This window comes from Pseudomonas oryzae (genome assembly GCF_900104805.1).
Taxonomy (GTDB): Bacteria; Pseudomonadota; Gammaproteobacteria; order Pseudomonadales; family Pseudomonadaceae; genus Geopseudomonas; species Geopseudomonas oryzae.
Genome location: NZ_LT629751.1, coordinates 3950322 through 3968610 on the forward strand (window position 1 = coordinate 3950322; position 18289 = coordinate 3968610).

Annotated in this window: 19 protein-coding genes; 13 read left to right on the forward strand and 6 right to left on the reverse strand. The window is 70.9% G+C overall.

Going from position 1 to position 18289, the window contains the following annotated elements; genetic code table 11:
* Window positions 1–2: 2 nt before the first annotated feature.
* Genes hutU through hutI form a run of 3 tightly spaced genes read right to left on the reverse strand, consistent with a single transcriptional unit; the run spans window position 3 to window position 3895 of the window.
* Complete coding sequence (gene hutU, locus BLT78_RS17915; protein WP_090351098.1) at window positions 3–1694, reverse strand: urocanate hydratase; 1692 nt, start codon at window positions 1692–1694, stop codon at window positions 3–5.
* A gap of 46 nt (window positions 1695–1740) precedes the next feature.
* Window positions 1741–2688 carry a formimidoylglutamase gene (hutG, locus tag BLT78_RS17920; RefSeq protein ID WP_090351099.1) on the reverse strand — a complete coding sequence of 316 codons (948 nt, stop codon included), beginning with the start codon at window positions 2686–2688 and terminating at the stop codon, window positions 1741–1743.
* The gene (gene hutI / locus BLT78_RS17925; protein WP_090351100.1) at window positions 2678–3895 is read right to left on the reverse strand and encodes an imidazolonepropionase; all 1218 of its coding nucleotides are present in this window, start codon (window positions 3893–3895) and stop codon (window positions 2678–2680) included. The genes hutG and hutI overlap by 11 nt, the downstream gene beginning before the upstream one ends.
* 313 nt (window positions 3896–4208) lie before the next feature.
* Between hutI and BLT78_RS17930 the strand changes: the two genes are divergently transcribed.
* The 9 genes from BLT78_RS17930 (at window position 4209) to BLT78_RS17970 (ending at window position 11121) form a co-directional block, all read left to right on the forward strand.
* Window positions 4209–4829, forward strand: coding sequence for a HutD/Ves family protein (locus tag BLT78_RS17930; RefSeq protein WP_090351102.1), 621 nt, complete (start codon window positions 4209–4211; stop codon window positions 4827–4829).
* Window positions 4830–4945: 116 nt separating this feature from the next.
* On the forward strand, window positions 4946–5251 hold the full coding sequence (locus BLT78_RS17935; protein ID WP_090351104.1) for a DUF6482 family protein: 306 nt from the start codon (window positions 4946–4948) through the stop codon (window positions 5249–5251).
* Window positions 5248–6645, forward strand: a complete 1398-nt coding sequence (locus tag BLT78_RS17940; protein ID WP_090351105.1) for a 3'-5' exonuclease family protein — start codon at window positions 5248–5250, stop codon at window positions 6643–6645. Before BLT78_RS17935 ends, BLT78_RS17940 begins: the two co-directional genes overlap by 4 nt.
* A 10-nt stretch (window positions 6646–6655) precedes the next feature.
* Window positions 6656–8191: a cryptochrome/photolyase family protein gene (locus tag BLT78_RS17945; RefSeq protein ID WP_090351107.1), complete on the forward strand. Its 1536-nt coding sequence runs from the start codon at window positions 6656–6658 to the stop codon at window positions 8189–8191.
* On the forward strand, window positions 8188–8334 hold the full coding sequence (locus tag BLT78_RS17950) for a DUF2256 domain-containing protein (protein ID WP_090351108.1): 147 nt from the start codon (window positions 8188–8190) through the stop codon (window positions 8332–8334). The genes BLT78_RS17945 and BLT78_RS17950 overlap by 4 nt, the downstream gene beginning before the upstream one ends.
* Window positions 8335–8526: 192 nt before the next feature.
* Window positions 8527–9018 (forward strand): 5-(carboxyamino)imidazole ribonucleotide mutase, encoded by a 492-nt coding sequence (purE, locus tag BLT78_RS17955; protein WP_090351110.1) that lies wholly within the window; start codon window positions 8527–8529, stop codon window positions 9016–9018.
* An 11-nt stretch (window positions 9019–9029) separates the two neighbouring features.
* Window positions 9030–10112 (forward strand): 5-(carboxyamino)imidazole ribonucleotide synthase, encoded by a 1083-nt coding sequence (locus tag BLT78_RS17960; protein WP_090351111.1) that lies wholly within the window; start codon window positions 9030–9032, stop codon window positions 10110–10112.
* A gap of 201 nt (window positions 10113–10313) precedes the next feature.
* A complete protein-coding gene (locus BLT78_RS17965) occupies window positions 10314–10559 on the forward strand; it encodes a GlsB/YeaQ/YmgE family stress response membrane protein (protein ID WP_090351113.1) in 246 nt (81 codons plus the stop codon).
* Between the two features lie 28 nt (window positions 10560–10587).
* Window positions 10588–11121: a DUF3299 domain-containing protein gene (locus BLT78_RS17970; protein ID WP_090351114.1), complete on the forward strand. Its 534-nt coding sequence runs from the start codon at window positions 10588–10590 to the stop codon at window positions 11119–11121.
* A gap of 13 nt (window positions 11122–11134) precedes the next feature.
* On the opposite strand, the gene pbpG is transcribed toward BLT78_RS17970, so the two are convergent.
* On the reverse strand, window positions 11135–12070 hold the full coding sequence (pbpG, locus tag BLT78_RS17975; protein WP_090351116.1) for a D-alanyl-D-alanine endopeptidase: 936 nt from the start codon (window positions 12068–12070) through the stop codon (window positions 11135–11137).
* 181 nt (window positions 12071–12251) lie between these two features.
* Between pbpG and BLT78_RS17980 the strand changes: the two genes are divergently transcribed.
* From BLT78_RS17980 to BLT78_RS17995, 4 genes are all read left to right on the forward strand, one after another.
* Entirely contained in the window at window positions 12252–13646 is a 1395-nt protein-coding gene (locus BLT78_RS17980) for an aspartate aminotransferase family protein (RefSeq protein WP_090352389.1), read from the forward strand.
* Window positions 13647–13799: 153 nt separating this feature from the next.
* The gene (locus BLT78_RS17985; RefSeq protein WP_090351118.1) at window positions 13800–15167 is read left to right on the forward strand and encodes a glutamine synthetase family protein; all 1368 of its coding nucleotides are present in this window, start codon (window positions 13800–13802) and stop codon (window positions 15165–15167) included.
* A gap of 344 nt (window positions 15168–15511) precedes the next feature.
* A complete protein-coding gene (locus tag BLT78_RS17990; protein WP_090351120.1) occupies window positions 15512–15994 on the forward strand; it encodes an acyl-CoA thioesterase in 483 nt (160 codons plus the stop codon).
* Window positions 15995–16050: 56 nt separating this feature from the next.
* Window positions 16051–16458 carry a DUF3301 domain-containing protein gene (locus tag BLT78_RS17995; RefSeq protein ID WP_090351121.1) on the forward strand — a complete coding sequence of 136 codons (408 nt, stop codon included), beginning with the start codon at window positions 16051–16053 and terminating at the stop codon, window positions 16456–16458.
* A gap of 9 nt (window positions 16459–16467) precedes the next feature.
* Here BLT78_RS17995 and BLT78_RS18000 read toward each other — a convergent pair whose 3' ends face one another.
* Entirely contained in the window at window positions 16468–17343 is an 876-nt protein-coding gene (locus BLT78_RS18000) for an alpha/beta fold hydrolase (protein ID WP_090351123.1), read from the reverse strand.
* Window positions 17344–17356: 13 nt separating this feature from the next.
* Complete coding sequence (locus BLT78_RS18005) at window positions 17357–18262, reverse strand: AEC family transporter (RefSeq protein WP_090351125.1); 906 nt, start codon at window positions 18260–18262, stop codon at window positions 17357–17359.
* Window positions 18263–18289 lie beyond the last annotated feature (27 nt).

Sequence of the window (18289 nt, forward strand, 5' to 3'; positions counted from 1 at the left end):
GGTCAGGCTCCCTTCACCGGATTGATCATCGGCAGGTCGAGACCCTGCTCTTGGGCGCAGTCGATGGCGATCTGGTAGCCGGCGTCGGCGTGGCGCATCACCCCGGTGCCCGGGTCGTTGCGCAGTACGCGGCCGAGGCGGGCGTGGGCGTCCGGGGTGCCGTCGGCGACGATCACCACCCCGGAGTGTTGCGAATAACCCATGCCCACGCCACCGCCGTGGTGCAGCGACACCCAGGTGGCGCCGCCGGCGGTATTCAGCAGGGCGTTGAGCAGCGGCCAGTCGGACACCGCGTCGGAGCCGTCGAGCATGGCCTCGGTCTCGCGGTTGGGGCTGGCCACCGAACCGGAATCCAGGTGGTCGCGACCGATGACGATCGGCGCCTTCAGCTCGCCGTTGGCGACCATCTCGTTGAACGCCTGGGCCAGACGCGCGCGGTCCTTCAGGCCGACCCAGCAGATGCGTGCCGGCAGGCCCTGGAAGCTGATGCGCTCGCGGGCCATGTCCAGCCAGCGGTGCAGGTGCGGGTTGTCCGGGATCAGTTCCTTGACCTTGGCGTCGGTCTTGTAAATGTCCTCCGGATCGCCGGACAGCGCCACCCAGCGGAACGGGCCGATGCCCTGGCAGAACAGCGGACGGATGTAGGCCGGAACGAAGCCGGGGAAGTCGAAGGCGTTGGCCACGCCTTCTTCCAGGGCCATCTGGCGGATGTTGTTGCCGTAGTCGAAGGTCGGCACGCCCATCTTCTGGAAGTCGAGCATGGCCTGCACGTGCACGGCCATCGAGCGCTTGGCGGCCTTGGCCACCGCTTCCGGCTCGACCTTGCCGCGCTCGACGTACTCGTCCCAGCTCATGCCCAGCGGCAGGTAGCCGTGCAGCGGGTCGTGGGCGCTGGTCTGGTCGGTGACCATGTCCGGGCGCACGCCGCGACGCACCAGTTCCGGGAGGATCTCGGCGGCGTTGCCGCACAGGGCGATGGACACCGCCTTGCCCTGGCTGGTGTAGCGGTCGATGCGCGCCAGGGCGTCGTCGAGGTCAGTGGCCTGCTCGTCGACGTAGCGGGTGCGCAGGCGGAAGTCGATGCGCGACTGCTGGCATTCGATGTTCAGCGAGCAGGCGCCGGCCAGGCTGGCGGCCAGCGGCTGGGCGCCACCCATGCCGCCGAGGCCGGCGGTGAGCACCCAGCGGCCGGTCAGGTCGCCGTTGTAGTGCTGGCGGCCGGCCTCGACGAAGGTCTCGTAGGTGCCCTGGACGATGCCCTGGCTGCCGATGTAGATCCAGCTGCCGGCGGTCATCTGGCCGTACATGGCCAGGCCCTTGCGGTCCAGCTCGTTGAAGTGCTCCCAGGTGGCCCAGTGCGGCACCAGGTTGGAGTTGGCCAGCAGCACGCGCGGGGCGTCCTTGTGGGTCTCGAACACGCCGACCGGCTTGCCGGACTGGATCAGCAGGGTCTGGTTGTCTTCCAGGCGCTCGAGCACCTCGACGATCTTGTCGTAGCACTGCCAGTTGCGGGCGGCGCGGCCGATACCGCCGTAGACCACCAGATCCTCGGGTTTTTCCGCCACGTCCGGGTGCAGGTTGTTCATCAGCATGCGCAGCGGCGCTTCGGTCAGCCAGCTCTTGCAGCGCAGGGTGGTGCCGGTCGGGGCGGCAATCTTGCGGCTCGGGTCGTGGCGCGGATCGATGGTGCTCATCGGGGTACCTCTGTCGATTGTTGTTGTCGTGGCGTGTGGGTTGGGTTCAGCCGTGCAGGGACAGCTTGTGGATCAGGCGCGCCGCCACCCGGGCGGTGCGGTGGTCGATGTCGTGTTCGGGGTTCAGTTCGGCCAGCTCGGCGAGCAGCAGCTTGCCGCTGGCGGCGAGGCGCTCGATCAGCGGCTCGAGCAGGGCGAGCGGCACGCCGTGGGCGGCCGGTGCGCTGACGCCGGGGCCTTCCCAGGCCGGCAGCACGTCGAGGTCGATGGTCAGGTAGACGGCGTCGCACTCGGCGATGAAGGCGTCCAGCTCGGCGCCGATGCTGGCCAGGGTGCTCTCGCGGATCTCGAAGTCCTCGCGCACCAGCACGCCCAGCTCGCTGGCGCGCTGGAACAGCGCGCGGGTGTTGGCGGCGCGGCTGACGCCGAGGCAGGCGTAGCGGAACGGCCAGCCGCGCGCGGCGCAGGCCTCGGCGATCTGCGCGAAGGGCGTGCCGGAGGAGTGCACATGGGCCGGGTCGCGCAGGTCGAAGTGGGCGTCGAAGTTGACGATGGCCAGACGCGGCGCGCGGCCCAGCCGGTTGGCCAGGTGCGCGGCGACGCCCTGCCAGCTGCCGTAGGCCACCTCGTGGCCGCCGCCGAGGACCACCGGCAGGTGGCCGGCGCCGAGCAGCTCGCCGACGCTGGCGCCGAGGCGCTGCTGGGCGCCGTCGAGGTCACCGTCGGCGCAGCAGATGTCGCCGGCGTCATAGGTCGGGCCGCGGCGGTGCCAGGCCAGGTTGGCGAGCATCTTGCGGATCGCTGCCGGGGCGCTCGCGGCGCCGACACGGCCCTGGTTGCGGCGTACGCCCTCGTCGCAGGCGAAGCCGAGCAGGGCCAGGCCCGGCTGCTGGCTCTCGCACAGCGGCTGGATGCGCTGGTGCCAGCGCGGGCTGTCGGCCTCGGGGTCGACGCGGCCGCTCCAGGCGTCCATGTTCAGGCGATCAACGTTCATTCGTAACGACTCCATTGAAGATGCGCTGGCGCAGACGCCCGGCCTGCACCGCGTAGGCCAGCTCGGCGGCGCGCGCGACGTCCCACAGGCACAGGTCGGCGGGCAGCCCCTCGGCGATGCGGCCGAGCTGCGGCTGGCCGAGGGCGCGCGCGCCCTGGGCGGTCATGCCGGCCAGCGCCTCGCGCGGGGTCAGGCGGAACAGGCTGCAGGCCAGGTTGAGCAGCAGGGTGGGCAGGAACAGCGGCGAGGTGCCGGGGTTGGCGTCGCTGGCCACCGCCATCGGCACGCCGTAGCGGCGCAGCAGCTCGATCGGCGGGCGCTGGGTTTCGCCGAGCACCAGGAAGGCGCCGGGCAGCAGGGTGGCGACGGTGCCGGCTGCGGCCATGGCGGCGACGCCGGCCTCGTCGAGGTATTCGATATGGTCGGCCGAAAGCCCTTTGTGGCTGGCCACCAGCGCGCTGGCGCCCTGGTTGGAGAGCTGTTCGGCATGGGCCTTGACCGGCAGGCCGTGGCGTTCGGCGGCGGCGAATACCCGCTCGCACTGTTCCGGGCTGAAGGCGATGTTCTCGCAGAACACGTCCACCGCATCGGCCAGCCCCTCGGCGGCAGCCGCCGGGATCATTTCCTCGCAGACCAGCTCGATGTAGGCGTCGGCGCGGCCGGCGTATTCGGTCGGCAGGGCGTGGGCGCCGAGCAGGGTGGTCAGCACCCGCACCGGCAGCTCTTCGCCGAGGCGGCGGGCGACGCGCAGCAGCTTCAGTTCGCCTTCGACCGACAGGCCGTAGCCGGACTTGATCTCCACCGTGGTCACGCCGTCGGCGAGCAGCGCCTCGAGGCGCGGGCGGGCCAGGGCGAACAGCTCGTCCTCGCAGGCGGCACGGGTGGCGCGCACGGTGCCGAGGATGCCGCCGCCGGCGCGGGCGATCTCGGCGTAGCTGACCCCTTCCAGGCGCTGCTCGAACTCGCCGGCGCGATTGCCGGCATACACCAGGTGGGTGTGGCAGTCGACCAGCCCGGGAGTCAGCAGCCCGCCGCGGCCGGCGAGGGTGGCGCCGGCAACACGCGCCTCGTCCAGCTCGGACATCGGGCAGAGCAGGGCTATGCGGCCGTCCTCGACCAGCACGGCCATCGGCTCGGCGAGTTCCTGCAGGCCGTCGAAGACGCTGACGTCGCGCCACAGCAGGCGGGGGGTGGAGGTTGCGGACATGGACTCGATGACCTTCGGCTGGTGTTGTTTGTATATACAATATGGGGCGGTACGCAGGTCGTCAACAGCCGCCAGTGCCGTTGGTCCGGCAGATTCCCAGCACATGCCGCGGTGGCTACCGGGCGTGCCGCTGGAAGGCTGATGAATCAGAGGGTCTTGGCACGGAGTCGTCGGGCGGCGCAGTAGATCTGGCAGCCGTGGAAGCGGTCGGCAGGGCGGCGATCTGGAATGTCGGTGGTTGCGCAGCAGTAGTTTATGTATATACATTTGCCGCGCGCCGATAGGGCCTGCCCGTACAGAGGAGCACTGCAGTATGCGCAAGATCAGCCTGGCCGCCGCGCCGTGCCGTCCGTGGAAGAACGGCGGCGGTGAAACCCGCGAGCTGGCCGTGGCGCCGCCCGGTAGCGGCCTCGACGATTTCGACTGGCGCATCAGCTGTGCGCAGGTGGCCAGCGGCGGGCCGTTCTCGGCCTTTCCCGGCGTCGACCGCAGCCTGGCGGTGCTGGAGGGCGGCGGCCTGCGCCTGGACTTCAGCGGCAGCGAGGCGCTGACCCTGCAGGTGGATTGCGCGCCGCTACAGTTCGCCGGCGAGCAGCCAGTCACGGCCGCGCTGCTCGACGGCCCGGTCGGCGACTTCAACGTGATGACCCGCCGTGCGCGCTGGCGCCACCGCCTGCAGGTGCTGACGCTGCACGGCCGTCAGGCTCGGCGCCGTGATGCCGAGCTGGAGCTGCTGTACTGCGCGGCCGGACGCCTCGACGGCTGGCTGGCCGACGCCCGGCCGTTCGCCCTGGCCGCCGGCGAGGGCCTGTTGTTCGATGCGGGCGCAGCAGCGAGCGCAGCTGCAGATCCGCTGACCGACGCTGGCGGGCTGCTGCTGCTCGAGGCCACGGCATCGGCCCGCCTGCTGCGGGTGCAGCTGTGGCGCCGCTGAGCCACGCCACGGCGGTGCCCTGACGGGTGGTCGCGAGCTGGCCTTGTGCCTCGCAAATATTGTACAAATACTGTACTTGCTGTGCTTAATGTACAAATTAATGCGAGGTGAGCGCCATGAACCTGCACGACCTGTCCACCCATGCCCTGGCCGGGCACATCGACAGCCTTGACCTGATTTCCTTGGAAGGCGGCATCTACGTGCTGGAGGCGCACATGGACGGTCGTCCGCACAGCCTGGTCGACGAGCAGGGCCGGGTCTGGCACCTGCGTTCGGTCGAGCACGCCCGCGACCTGCTGCAGGAGGTGCCGCTGCTGCCCTTCCATCTGGTGCACCAGTCGCCCTACGACGAGATGTGCGGCCTCGCCGAAGGGCGCCGCGAGCCGCTGCGCGTGCCGATCGGCATGCGTTCGCACTGGTGAGTGCCGCGCGCCTGCCGGCGGCGCTGTCGCGCCCACTGGCGGTGCTCGATGTGGAAACCACCGGCCTGCATCCGCAGCGCGACGGCATCTGGGAGGTCGCCGTGCTGCTGGTCGACCGGGGGCAGGTGAGCGGCCGGCGCAGCTGGCTGCTCGATCCCGGCCAGCCGCTGCCCGCCGGTGTCGCCGCCCTCGGCGGGGTGCTGGATGCCGAGCTGCGCGTGCAGCCGCGTTTCGCCGAGATCGCCGGCGAACTGCTGTCCCTGCTGCAGGGCAGGCTGCTGGTCGGCCACAACCTGCGTTTCGACCTGGCCTTCCTGCGCTGTGGCCTTATGGCGGCCGGTTTGCGTCTGCGCGCCCGCCAGCTGTGTACCCTGCGCCTGGCCCGCCAGCTGCATCCCGAACTGCCGGCCCACGGCCTCGACGCGTTGTGCGCGCAGTTCGCCATCCCGCGCTTCATCGCCCATCGCGCGCCGGCCGATGCTGAGGCCACCTGGCAACTGCTGCAGCATCTGGCCAGCCATCCGGCCTGCGTCGAAAGCCTGGACGGCCAGTTGCGCAAGAGTGCGGTACCGCCGGGACTCAGCGCCGCGCGGCTGGCCGAGCTGCCCGAGCGTCCCGGGGTCTACTACTTCCATGGCGAGGGCGGCGCGTTGCTCTACGTCGGCAAGAGCCGCAACCTGCGCCGCCGGGTGCAGTCGCACTTTCACAATGATCACGCCAGCCGGCGCAGCCTGCAGATGGCCCAGCAGGTGCGCGAGATCCGCGTCACGCCGACCGCCGGCGAGCTGGGCGCGCTGCTGCTGGAGGCCGCCGAGGTGGCGCGCCTGCAGCCGCTGTACAACCGTCAGTTGCGCCGCCAGCGCGAGCTGTTGTCCTGGACCCTGCAGGCGGCTGACGGTGGCCTGCGTCCGCAGCTGCAGGCGCTGGCACGACTGGAACCGGGTGTCGAGCACGCCGGGCTGTTCCGCGCCCGCCGCGATGCGCTGGAGTGGCTGCGCGGCCAGGCCCGCGAACATGGCCTGTGCCTGCGCCTGCTCGGTCTGGAGAGCGGCCAGGGCGCCTGCTTCGCTGCCCAGCTCGGCCAGTGCCACGGCGCCTGCTGCGGGCGCGAGCCGCGCCGCGCGCACGACGCCCGCCTGCGCGCGGCCTTCGGTGGGCGCCGGCTGGCGGCCTGGCCGTGGCGCGGCCCGGTGGCGCTGGTCGAGCGCGATGCGGCCCACGACCTGTGCGAATGGCACGTGCTGGATGGCTGGCGGCACCTGGGCAGCGTCCGTGATCCGGCGCGGATCGCCGCGCTGCTGGCCAGGCCCGCCGCGCCCTTCACCCGCGACACCTACCGCATCCTGCGCGGCCACCTGCGCCGCCACCCCGAGATGGAGATCGTCGAGCTGTGAGTCCTGCCCCATGAGCATCGCTGCCCTGCGCCTGGTCCTCGGCGACCAGCTGTCCTTCGACCTCGCCTCGCTGGTCGATCTCGATCCGGTCCGCGACCACGTGCTGCTCGCCGAGGTGGTCGAGGAGGCCGGCCACGTGCCGCACCATCCGCAGAAGATCGCCTTCCTGTTCAGCGCCATGCGCCACTTCGCCGAGGAGCTGCGCCGGCGCGGGGTGGCGGTGGACTACGTGACCCTCGACGATCCGGACAACAGCGGCAGTCTGTCCGGCGAGCTGGCGCGCTTCGCCGCGCTGCACCGACCCGCCGAGATCCACGTCACCGAGACCGGCGACTGGCGGGTCGAGCAGGCGCTGAAGGCCAGCGGCCTGTCGCTCACCTGGCATGCCGACACGCGCTTTCTCTGCTCGCGCGCCGAGTTCGCCCGCTGGGCACGGGGCCGCAAGCAGCTGCGCATGGAGTTCTTCTACCGCGAGATGCGCCGCAAGAGCGGCCTCTTGCTGCACCCGGACGGCTCTCCGGAGGGCGGTGCGTGGAACTTCGACGCCGACAACCGCAAGAGTCTGCCGCAGGGGCTGCGCGGCCCGATGCCGCTGCGTTTTACGGCGGACGCCATCACCACCGAGGTGCTGGCGCTGGTCGCCAAGCGTTTCGCCCACCACTACGGGCGGCTGGACGGCTTCGACTACCCGGTGACCCACGCCGACGCCGAGCAGCTGTGGGCGCATTTCCTCGACTTCGGCCTGGCTGCCTTCGGCGACTACCAGGATGCGATGGCCTGCGGCGAGCCTTACCTGTTCCACGCGCGGATCAGCGCCGCGCTGAACGTCGGCCTGCTCGATCTGCGCCGTCTGTGCGCCGACGTCGAGACGGCCTATCGGGAAGGGCGGGTGCCGCTGAACGCCGCCGAGGGCTTCATCCGTCAGCTGATCGGCTGGCGCGAGTACGTGCGCGGCATCTACTGGCTGCAGATGCCGGACTACGCCAACCGCAACGCCTTCGCCAACCGCCGCGACCTGCCGGCCTTCTACTGGACGGGCGACACGCGGATGAACTGCATGCGCCAGGCCATCGGCCAGACCCTCGAATACGCCTACGCCCACCATATCCAGCGCCTGATGGTCACCGGCAACTTCGCCCTGCTCGCCGGCATCGAGCCGCGCCAGCTGTGCGACTGGTACCTGGCGGTGTACATGGACGCTTTCGACTGGGTGGAGCTGCCCAACACCCTGGGCATGGTGCTGCACGCCGACGGCGGCTATCTCGGCTCCAAGCCGTACTGCGCCAGCGGCCAGTACCTCAAGCGGATGTCCGACTACTGCAGCGGCTGCGCGTATCGGGTGAGTGAAAGCACCACGGATGACGCCTGCCCGTTCAACGCGCTCTACTGGCACTTCCTGATACGCCACCGCGAGCGGCTGCAGGGCAATCCGCGGATGGGCATGGTCTACCGGAATCTGGCGCGCATGCCCGAGGCGAAACAGCAGGCGCTGTGGGCGCGCGGCGAGCAGCTGCTGGCGCGGCTGGATGCCGGGGAGGCGCTGTGAGGAAGAAGGGCGAGCTGCCGGTGAAGACCTGCGCGCGCTGCGGCCTGCCGTTCGCCTGGCGCAGGAAGTGGGCGCGTTGCTGGGACGAGGTGCGCTACTGCTCGGAGCGCTGCCGGCGCGGCGGCGTCCGCCGCCCCGCGTAGGGTGCCGGCGGTACGCACGATGATGGGCGGGTATGCCCGCGGCCGGTGCCTTGCGTTATACTTGGCGGCTTTCTCTGGTCGGGCAAGCGCTCCGGCCGGCATTGATCCTTCGCAGACAAGCCACGCGCGGTCCCTCCGGCGTGGCTTGTTGGTTTTTGTCGCGCCGGACGGCGCAGAACTAGAGGCACGACGATGAGCGCACTGGTAGGCGTGATCATGGGCTCCAAATCCGACTGGAGCACCCTCAGTCACACCGTCGACACCCTGGAGAAGCTCGGCATTCCCCACGAAGTGAAGGTGGTGTCCGCCCACCGCACCCCGGACCTGCTGTTCCAGTACGCCGAACAGGCCGAGGCGCGCGGTCTGGAAGTGATCATCGCCGGCGCCGGCGGCGCCGCCCACCTGCCGGGCATGTGCGCGGCCAAGACCCACCTGCCGGTGCTCGGCGTGCCGGTGCAGTCGTCGATGCTGTCCGGCGTCGACTCGCTGCTGTCCATCGTGCAGATGCCCGGCGGCATCCCGGTCGCCACCCTGGCCATCGGCAAGGCCGGCGCCATCAACGCCGCCCTGCTGGCGGCGAGCATCCTCGGCGGCAAGCACCCGCAGTTCCACGCGGCGCTCAAGGAGTTCCGCGAACAGCAGACCCAGAGCGTTCTCGACAACCCGGACCCGCGCGAAATCTGAGGCGAACACCCATGAAGATCGGCGTAATCGGTGGCGGCCAGCTGGGCCGCATGCTGGCCCTGGCGGGCACCCCGCTGGGCATGTCCTTTGCCTTCCTCGACCCGGCGCCGGACGCCTGTGCCCAGGCGCTCGGCGAGCACATCCGTGCCGACTACGGCGACCAGGACCACCTGCGCCAGCTGGCCGACGAAGTCGATCTGGTGACCTTCGAGTTCGAGAGCGTGCCGGCCGAGACCGTGGCCTTCCTCTCCCAGTTCGTGCCGGTGTATCCCTCCGCCGAGGCGCTGCGCATCGCCCGCGACCGCTGGTTCGAGAAGTCGCTGTTCCGCGAGCTGGGCATCCCCACCCCGGAATTCGCCGACATCCAGTCGCAGGCCGACCTCGACGCCGCGGCGGCCGCCATCGGCCTGCCGGCGGTGCTGAAGACCCGCACCCTGGGCTACGACGGCAAGGGCCAGAAGGTCCTGCGCAAGCCCGAGGATGTGGTCGGCGCCTTCGCCGAGCTGGGCAGCGTGCCGTGCATCCTCGAGGGCTTCGTGCCCTTCACCGGCGAGGTGTCGCTGGTGGCGGTGCGCGCCCGCGACGGCGAGACGCGCTTCTACCCGCTGGTGCACAACACCCACGTGGGCGGCATCCTCAACCTGTCGGTGGCCAGCAGCGCGCATCCGCTGCAGGCGCTGGCCGAGGACTACGTCGGCCGCGTGCTGGAGAAGCTGAACTACGTCGGCGTGCTGGCCTTCGAGTTCTTCGAGGTCGACGGCGGCCTCAAGGCCAACGAGATCGCCCCGCGCGTGCACAACTCCGGGCACTGGACCATCGAAGGCGCCGAGTGCAGCCAGTTCGAGAACCACCTGCGCGCCGTCGCCGGCCTGCCGCTGGGCTCGACCGCCAAGGTCGGTGAGAGCGCCATGCTCAACTTCATCGGCAGCGTGCCGGCGGTCGACAAGGTGGTGGCCATCGCCGACTGCCACCTGCACCACTACGGCAAGGCGTTCAAGGCCGGGCGCAAGGTCGGCCACGCCACCCTGCGCTGCCAGGACCTGGCGACCCTGCAGGCGCGCATCAAGGACGTCGAGGCGCTGATCGAGGGCTGAGGCCCTTAAACGGGGCGTAGGGTGGGTAACTCGCGCAGCGATTACCCACCAACCGGCCCGCCAGGCCGGCATGCTGGATGCCAGGCGGCATCCTCGGTGGGTTACGCCGCGGAGCGGCTAACCCACTACCGCCACGATTCCGGCAACGAGCGCCCGCGCAGGCTAGGCTCAAGGCAATGCCATCCCTGCGGAGCACTCGCCATGGGCATCCTCGGCACCATCCTCATCGGCCTGCTGGTCGGCGTGATCGCGCGCTTTCTCAAGTCCGGCCACCAGCCGATGGGCTGGATCATGACCATCCTGCTCGGCATCGGCGGCTCGCTGCTGGCCACCTACGGCGGCCAGGCGCTGGGCATCTATCGCATGGGGCAGACGGCCGGTTTCATCGGCGCGGTGGTCGGCGCCATCATCATCTTGGTAGTGTTCGACTATCTGAAGAAACCCTGAGGCGCCGCCGCGGCGCCGCGAGACCCGCATGCGCCTGCAGTTCGCCCTCTGCCTGACCCTGATCGCCACCCTCGCCCACGCCGAGCCGCCGGCCACCGACTGGCTGGAGCTGTTGCCGCCGGAGGACCTGGCGGCGCTGGAGGCGATGCCGGAGATCGAGCACGCCGGCGCCGAGGGCGACAGCGCCTTCTACGGCGACGGCGGCCTGCGCCAGCGCGCCGACCTGCCGGCGGTAATGTACTCGACTCGCACGGTGGCGGCCCTCGACGGTCGGCAGATCCGCCTCGGCGGCTATCCGGTGCCGCTGGAAAGCACGCCCGACGGGCGCTTCCGCACCTTCTTCCTGGTGCCCTACCCGGGCGCCTGCATCCATGTGCCGCCGCCGCCGCCGAACCAGATCGTGCTGGTGCGCTATCCGCAGGGGGTGGCTCTCGAGGATATCTACGCGCCGCTGTGGGTCAGCGGCACGCTGCGTGTCGAGCAGGTCGGCAACCAGTTGGCCGAAGCCGCCTACGCCCTCGATGCCGAGGGCGTGCAGACGGTGGAGGAGGCCGAGCTGTGAGGCGCGTGCGCGTTCAGGGCTGGCCGGCCAGGCGCAGCTGCTGGATGCGCTGCTGCTTGTAGGAGCGCGCCGCCGCCGGGATCGGCGTGCTCTTGCCGGTTTCCAGCCATTGCCGCACGCGGCTGGCGTCGCCGATGTGGGTGCGCTTGCCGAAGGTGCCGAGCAGCACCATGGCCACCGGACGCTGGTCGACGCGGGCGAGCATGGCCAGGCAGTGGCCGGCCTCGTTGATGAAGCCGGTCTTGGTCACCTCGATGCTCCAGGCGGGATTGCGCACCAGCGGATTGGTGTTGAAGAAGCTCTGCGCGTAGTTGGGCTTCTGGAAGCGCGCATCGCGGTTGGGCGAGGTACTCAGCTCGCGGATCAGCGGGTACTGGCGGGCGGCCTTGAGCAGGGTCACCAGGTCGCGGGCGGTGGAGACGTTCAGCTCGGACAGGCCGGTCGGTTCGACGAAGCGGGTGCTGCTCATGCCCAGGGCCCTGGCCTTGGCGTTCATCGCCGCGACGAAGCGGCCATGGCCGCCCGGGTAGTTGTGCGCCAGCGCCGAGGCGGCGCGGTTCTCCGAGGACATCAGTGCCAGGCGCAGCATCTCCTTGCGGCTGATCTGGCTGCCGACCCGCACCCGCGAGTACACCCCGCGCAGCTCGCGGGTGTCGTGGATGGTCACCGGGATCACCTCGTCCATCGGCAGGTTGGCGTCGAGGGTGACCACCGCGGTCATCAGCTTGCTGATCGAGGCGATCGGCACCACCGCGTCCGGGTGGCTGGCGAACAGCACCTGGTCGCTGGCGAGGTCGACCACCATGGCGCTGCTGGAGGCCAGTTCCAGCTTCGCCGGGTCGGGGCTGCTCACCGCCGCCCGGGCCGGCTGGACGGCGCCGACCAGCGGGCTCAGGCCCAGACATGCGCACGACAGCACCAGGCCGATTATCGAAGAACGGAATTTCATACTCATGGCTGATTACTTCGCATGATATGGAAGGAAAAACGGGGGAAACATGGGTGACAGTATAGTGACCGGGCGCGCATTTTGCGGGATGCGCAGCCCTTTGTCGCACGGCTTTTCCCCGCATTGACTTTTCCCCGGCGGTTCCATGAGGATGTGCAAAAAAAGCAACGAGGTGTTCGACATGAGCTCCAGTGGAATCGCCGAACAGGCCGTGGAAGTCCTGCGCAACCGTGAGCGCCAGCGCTTTCTCGAGAGCAATCCGCGCTCCGTGGCCCTGGCCGAACGCGCCCGCCATTCGCTGTTCGGCGGTGTGCCGATGCACTGGATGAGCGACTGGTCCACCCCGGTGCCGCTGTTCGTCGAACGCGCCCAGGGCGCGCGCTTCCACGACGTCGACGGCCACGAGTACGTCGACTTCTGCCTGGGCGACACCGGCAGCATGTTCGGCCACTCGCCGGCGCCGGTCGCGCAGGCGCTGCGCGAGCAGGCCGGCAACGGCCTGACCACCATGCTGCCCGGCGAGGACGCGGTGGTCTGCGGCGAGCTGCTGGCCGAGCGCTTCGGCCTGCCCTACTGGCAGGTGGCGACCACCGCCACCGACGCCAACCGCTTCGTCATCCGCTGGGCGCGGGCGATCACCGGGCGCAAGACGCTGCTGGTGTTCGACGGCTGCTACCACGGCACCGTAGACGACGTCATGGTGCGCTACCGCGAGGGCCGTACCGTGCACCGCTCCGGGCTGATCGGCCAGGCGCGCAACCTGGCCAAGACCAGCCGCGCGGCGCCGTTCAACGACCTGGCGGCGCTGGAGGCGGCGCTGGCCCAGGGCGATGTCGCCGCGCTGCTCTGCGAGCCGGCGATGACCAACATCGGCATGGTGCTGCCCGCGCCGGGCTACATGGCCGCGGTGCGCGAGCTGACCCGCCGCTACGGCACCCTGCTGATCATCGACGAGACCCACACCATCTCCACCGGCCCCGGCGGCTGCACCCGCGCCTGGAACCTCGCGCCGGACTTCGTCACCCTCGGCAAGCCGGTCGCCGGCGGCGTGCCCTGCTCGGTGTACGGCTGCAGCGCGGAGATGGCCCGGGCCATGCAGCTGGTACGCCAGCGCGCCAGCGAGCTGAGCCACGGTCACGGCCACAGCGGCATGGGCACCACCCTGTCGGCCAACGCCCTGGCCCTGCACTGCATGCGCGCCAACCTCGAGCAGGTGATGACCCCGGCCGCCTACGAGCACATGCTCTGGCTGGCGGCGCGCCTGGCCGCCGGTTTCCGCACGCTGATCGAGCGGCACCAGCTGCCCTGGTCGGTGACCGAGCTGGGCGCGCGCTGCGAGTTCCAGTTCTGCGCCACGCCGCCGCAGACCGGCGCCGAGGCCGAGGCGGCGTTCCACGATAGCCTGCAGATGACCCTGCACCTGTACCTGATCAACCGCGGCATCCTGATCACCCCGTTCCACAACATGACCCTGTGCTGCCCGGACACCAGCGCGGCCGACGTCGACCGCCTGATCGCCACCCTCGACGCGGCGCTGACCGAGCTGCTGGCCATTCCCGGCGCGCGGGAGTCCTGAGGCATGGCCCTGTATCCTTCCGGCATCGCGCCCGGGCGCGGCTGACCTCCGGCGCGGCCCATGGCCGCCCGCAGGGTGCGCCGCGCGCACCGCCACGCCCCGGGTGCGCACGGCGCACCCTACGCACTGCCCTGTTGCCAAAGGATTTCCCCCATGCGCTTCGCCGATCTCCAGGAAGTCGACGCCTTCCTTGCCGCCCATCCCGACGTCCATAGCATCGAACTGTTCATCATCGACCCCTGCGGCGTGCCGCGCGGCAAGCTGCTGCGCCGCGAGGAGCTGCGCGCCATCTACCAGGGCGGCCGGCCGCTGCCGAGCAGCATCCTCGGCCTGACCATCCGCGGCGAGGACGTCGATGCCACCGGTCTGGTCTGGGAGGTCGCCGACGCCGACTGCTGGGCCTTCCCGCTGCCCGGCAGCCTCGCCCTGCAGAGCTGGCGTGCCCAGCCGACCGCCCAGGTGCAGGTGTCCATGCATCCCGCGCAGGGTTTGCCGGCCAGCGGCGCCGACCCGCGCCACGTGCTGGCGCGCCAGGTCGAGCGGCTCAAGGCCGACGGCTACCACCCGGTGATGGCCGCCGAGCTGGAGTTCTACCTGCTCGACCAGGCCCGCGACGCCGACGGCCGCCCGCAGCCGGCGCGCCAGGCCAACGGCGTGCGCCCGCAGGCGCCGCAGGTCTACGGCGTGCTCGAGCTGGAGCAGCTGGCGCCGTTCCTCGACGACCTCTATGCCGCCTGCGCCGCCCAGGGCCTGCCGGCGCGCACGGCGATCTCCGAGTACGCGCCGGGGCAGGTGGAGATCACCCTCGAGCACCGCAGCGATGCGCTGCAGGCGATGGACGAGGCGGTGCGCTACAAGCGCCTGGTGCGCGGCGTGGCCCACAAGCATGGGTATCAGGCCTGCTTCATGGCCAAGCCGTTCGGCGAGCTGGCCGGCAGTGGCCTGCACATGCACGTCAGCCTGGCCGACGAGGCCGGCAACAACCTGTTCGCCAGCGAGGAGCCGACCGGCACCCCGCTGCTGCGCCAGGCCATCGCCGGCCTGCTGGAAACCATCGAGGACGGCCTGGCGGTGTTCTGCCCCAACGCCAACTCGTTCCGCCGCTTCCAGGCCAACAGCTACGCGCCGCTGGCCAAGAGCTGGGGGGTGAACAACCGTACCGTGTCGCTGCGCGTGCCGGGCGGTGCGGCGGCCAGCCGGCACGTCGAGCACCGCATCTGCGGCGCCGACGCCAATCCGTATCTGGCCGCCGCGCTGCTGCTGGCCGGCATCCACCGTGGCCTGCGCGAAGGGCTCGACCCCGGCGCGCCGATCGAGGGCAACGGCTACGCCCAGGTGCGCGAGACCCTGCCGACCGACTGGCTGACCGCCCTGCGCACCCTGGAGCGCTCGGCCTGGGCGCGCGAGGCGCTCGGCGAGGACTTCCACCGCGTCTACCTGGCGATCAAGCAGGAGGAGTACCGCCAGTTCATGGGCGAGGTCGGCGAGCAGGACTGGCGCTGGTACCTGGGCCACGCCTGAGGCCGCGCGCGCCGCAACGCCGCTGCCGGCGGCGCGGCGGCAGCCCCGGGCGACACGGGTAGCGCACGGATTGTTGCGCCCGGGGTGAATGTCCTTGTCGGCGGGCCGCTGATCGTCGACCATGGCGCGTAGCAGAGATTTTCGGAAATTGGCGGAACGCGACATTTGGTCGCAGTTTCGCGGGTGATGCCGGGCTGTTCGTCGCCGTGCCCGGCGAGCCCGGAAAACCGGCGCCAGCCCGCGCCGGCCGCGGCCTGGCGGGGCGGGCAAATTGCTCGACACAGAGGGTGCGCATTCGACTAAAGTAGAGCACCCTCCCCCATCCCGATGAGCCCGATAGACCCATGCAATCCGGCAATGCGCAGCTGACCATGACCGTCCTGATGACCCCGGACAAGGCCAACTTCTCCGGCAACGTCCATGGCGGCACCCTGCTCAAGTACCTCGACGAAGTCGCCTATGCCTGCGCCAGCCGCTACGCCGGTCGCTACGTGGTCACCCTGTCGGTTGACCAGGTGATCTTCCGCCAGCCGATCCACGTCGGCGAGCTGGTCACCTTCCTCGCCTCGGTCAACTACACCGGCAGCACCTCGATGGAGATCGGCATCAAGGTGGTCACCGAGGACATCCGCAACCAGTCGGTGCGCCACACCAACAGCTGCTTCTTCACCATGGTGGCGGTCGACGGCCACGGCAAGACCGTGCCGGTGCCGCCGCTCAATCCGCAGACCCCCGAGCAGAAGCGCCGCTTCGCCCAGGCCGAGCAGCGCCGGGCGATCCGTCGCGAACTGGAAGAGCGCTACAAGGCGCTGATGAACCACGACTGAGGATCGCCCATGCCGTACCGCCACGCGCTTCGCCCGCTGCCTGCCCGGAGGCGTGCATGCTGACGCTCGGCGAGCTGGCGGTACTGTTGCTGGCCGGCGGCGTGTGCGCCTGGCTGTGGCACGCGCATGGCATCCACGAGCACGCCCTGCGCCTGGTGCGCCAGGCCTGCCTGCGCGAGGACGTGCTGCTGCTCGACGACAACGTGGCCTTCCGCCGCCTGCGTCTGCTGCGCGACCGCAGCGGCCGGCTGCGTCTGGCCCGCGAGTACGCCTTCGAGTTCACCGTCACCGGCGAGCAGCGTCATCCCGGGCGCCTGGTGCTGCTCGGCCGTATCCCGGCGCAGATCGAACTGGCGCCTCATCCGTTCCGCGTCCCCGAGCGCGACGACGACGCCGACGGCGAGGCCGCGCGGGTGGTCGATCTCGACGCCTGGCGGCGTCGCCAGCCACCCCGCGAGCGCTGAGCCCGCAGCTCAGCCACCCAGCAGGAAGGCGCCGATCCGCTGTGCCGCCTCCTGCGGCTGCTCCTGCATGAAGCAATGCCCGCCGGCCACCCGCTGCGCGCTGACCCGGTGGTTGAGCGCGCACCAGCGCGCCACGCCCTGGCCGACGAAGGGGTAGCTGTCCACTCCGTGCAGCACCAGGCTCGGCGTGCTCACCTGCGCCAGCGAGCGCCATAGCCGGCGCGGGTAGGAGGCGAAGATCTCCGCCTCGCGGCCCGGCCGGCACTTGAGTTCCACCCCGTCCGCCACTGCACGCAGCGCGTGCTCGACGTAGGCGTGCAGCGCCGCGTCGCTCCAGCCGCGGAAGATGCCGCGGCCATGCAGGCCCGCGCGGGCTGCGGCGCGGTCCGGCCAGCGCTCGCGGCGGCCGCGCGCCTGGCGCACCAGCGCGCGGCGCTCGTGCAGGCCGAGCAGCTCGGACAGCGCCATCACCCCGATCATCGCCGGCGGGAACAGCACCGGATCGAGCAGCACCGCGCGGCGGAACAGCGCCGGCTCGGCGGCGAGGATCAGGCCGCTGAGCACGCTGCCGAAACTGTGTCCGCAGGCGAAGTACGGTACCGCGCCGAAGCGCTCGCGGCCGGCGACGAAGGCCTCCACCGCCAGTTCGGCGCTGCGGTTCCAGCCGAGGAAGCGCCCGCCGTGGTCGCTGTCGCCGTGGCCCTGCACGTCGCACAGCCAGAGGTCGAAGTCCGCGCTCAGCAGGCGCAGCAGCGGCTCGTAGGCGCGTCCGCAGAAGCCGTTGCCGTGCAGGAAGTGCAGCAGCGGCTTGCCGGAGGGCGCGCTGTGCCAGCCGCGCAGGGTGAAGCCGGCGGAGCTGGGGTGGGACCAGGGCAGCAGGTGCATCGCGGGGCTCCGTTCAGGCCAGCGCCGCCAGCAGCAGCGGCAGGCTGAGGGCGGCGAGCAGGGTCTGCAGGGTGATGATGCCGGCCATCAGGTGGCTGTCGCCGCCGAGTTGGCGGGTCAGCACGTAGGCGGTCGGCGCGGTGGGCAGGGCGAAGAACAGCACCAGCAGGGTGCTTTCCATGGCCGGCAGGGCCAGCAGTCGGGCGACCAGCCAGGCCAGCAGCGGCATCAGCAGCAGGCGCGCCAGGCTGTTGCCGATCAGCGCCGGTACCTCGCCGCGCAGCTCCTGCGGGCGCAGCGCGGCGCCGACGCAGAGCAGGCCGAGCGGCAGGCTGGCGGCGGCGAGCAGGCCGAGCAGGCGCTCCGTGCCGCCGGGCAGGCCGATGCCGAACAGGTTGAGCAGCGCGCCGCCGAGGCAGGCGAGGATCAGCGGATTCCTCACGATCGGCAGCAGCAGGCTGCGCGCGCTCACCCCGTTCCCGGCGCTCAGCGCCCAGACCGACAGCACGTTCACCGCCGGCACCATCAGCGCCAGCATCAGTGCCGCCAGGGTCAGCCCGCTGGCGCCGTACAGACTGCCCACGGCGGCCAGGCCCAGGTAGGTGTTGAAGCGCAGCGCGCCCTGGACGATGGCGCCGAAGCGCGCCGCCGGCCAGCCGCGCCAGCGGCGCAGGGCGAGCAGGCCCAGCCAGCCGGCGGCCAGGCCGAGCAGCACCGCCAGTGCCAGGCGTGGCAGCGCCGGGTTGTCCAGCGGCGCGCGGGCCAGGCTGCTGAGCAGCAGGGCGGGGAACAGCAGGAAGTAGTTGAGCCGCTCGGCGCCGGGCCAGAAGGCCTCGCCGGGGAAGTCGCTGCGGCGCAGCAGGTAGCCGGCGACGATCAGCGCGAACAGCGGCCAGAGGGCGAGCAGCAGGGTGGACATGGCAGCTCCGTTGCAGGGTGGCGTGGC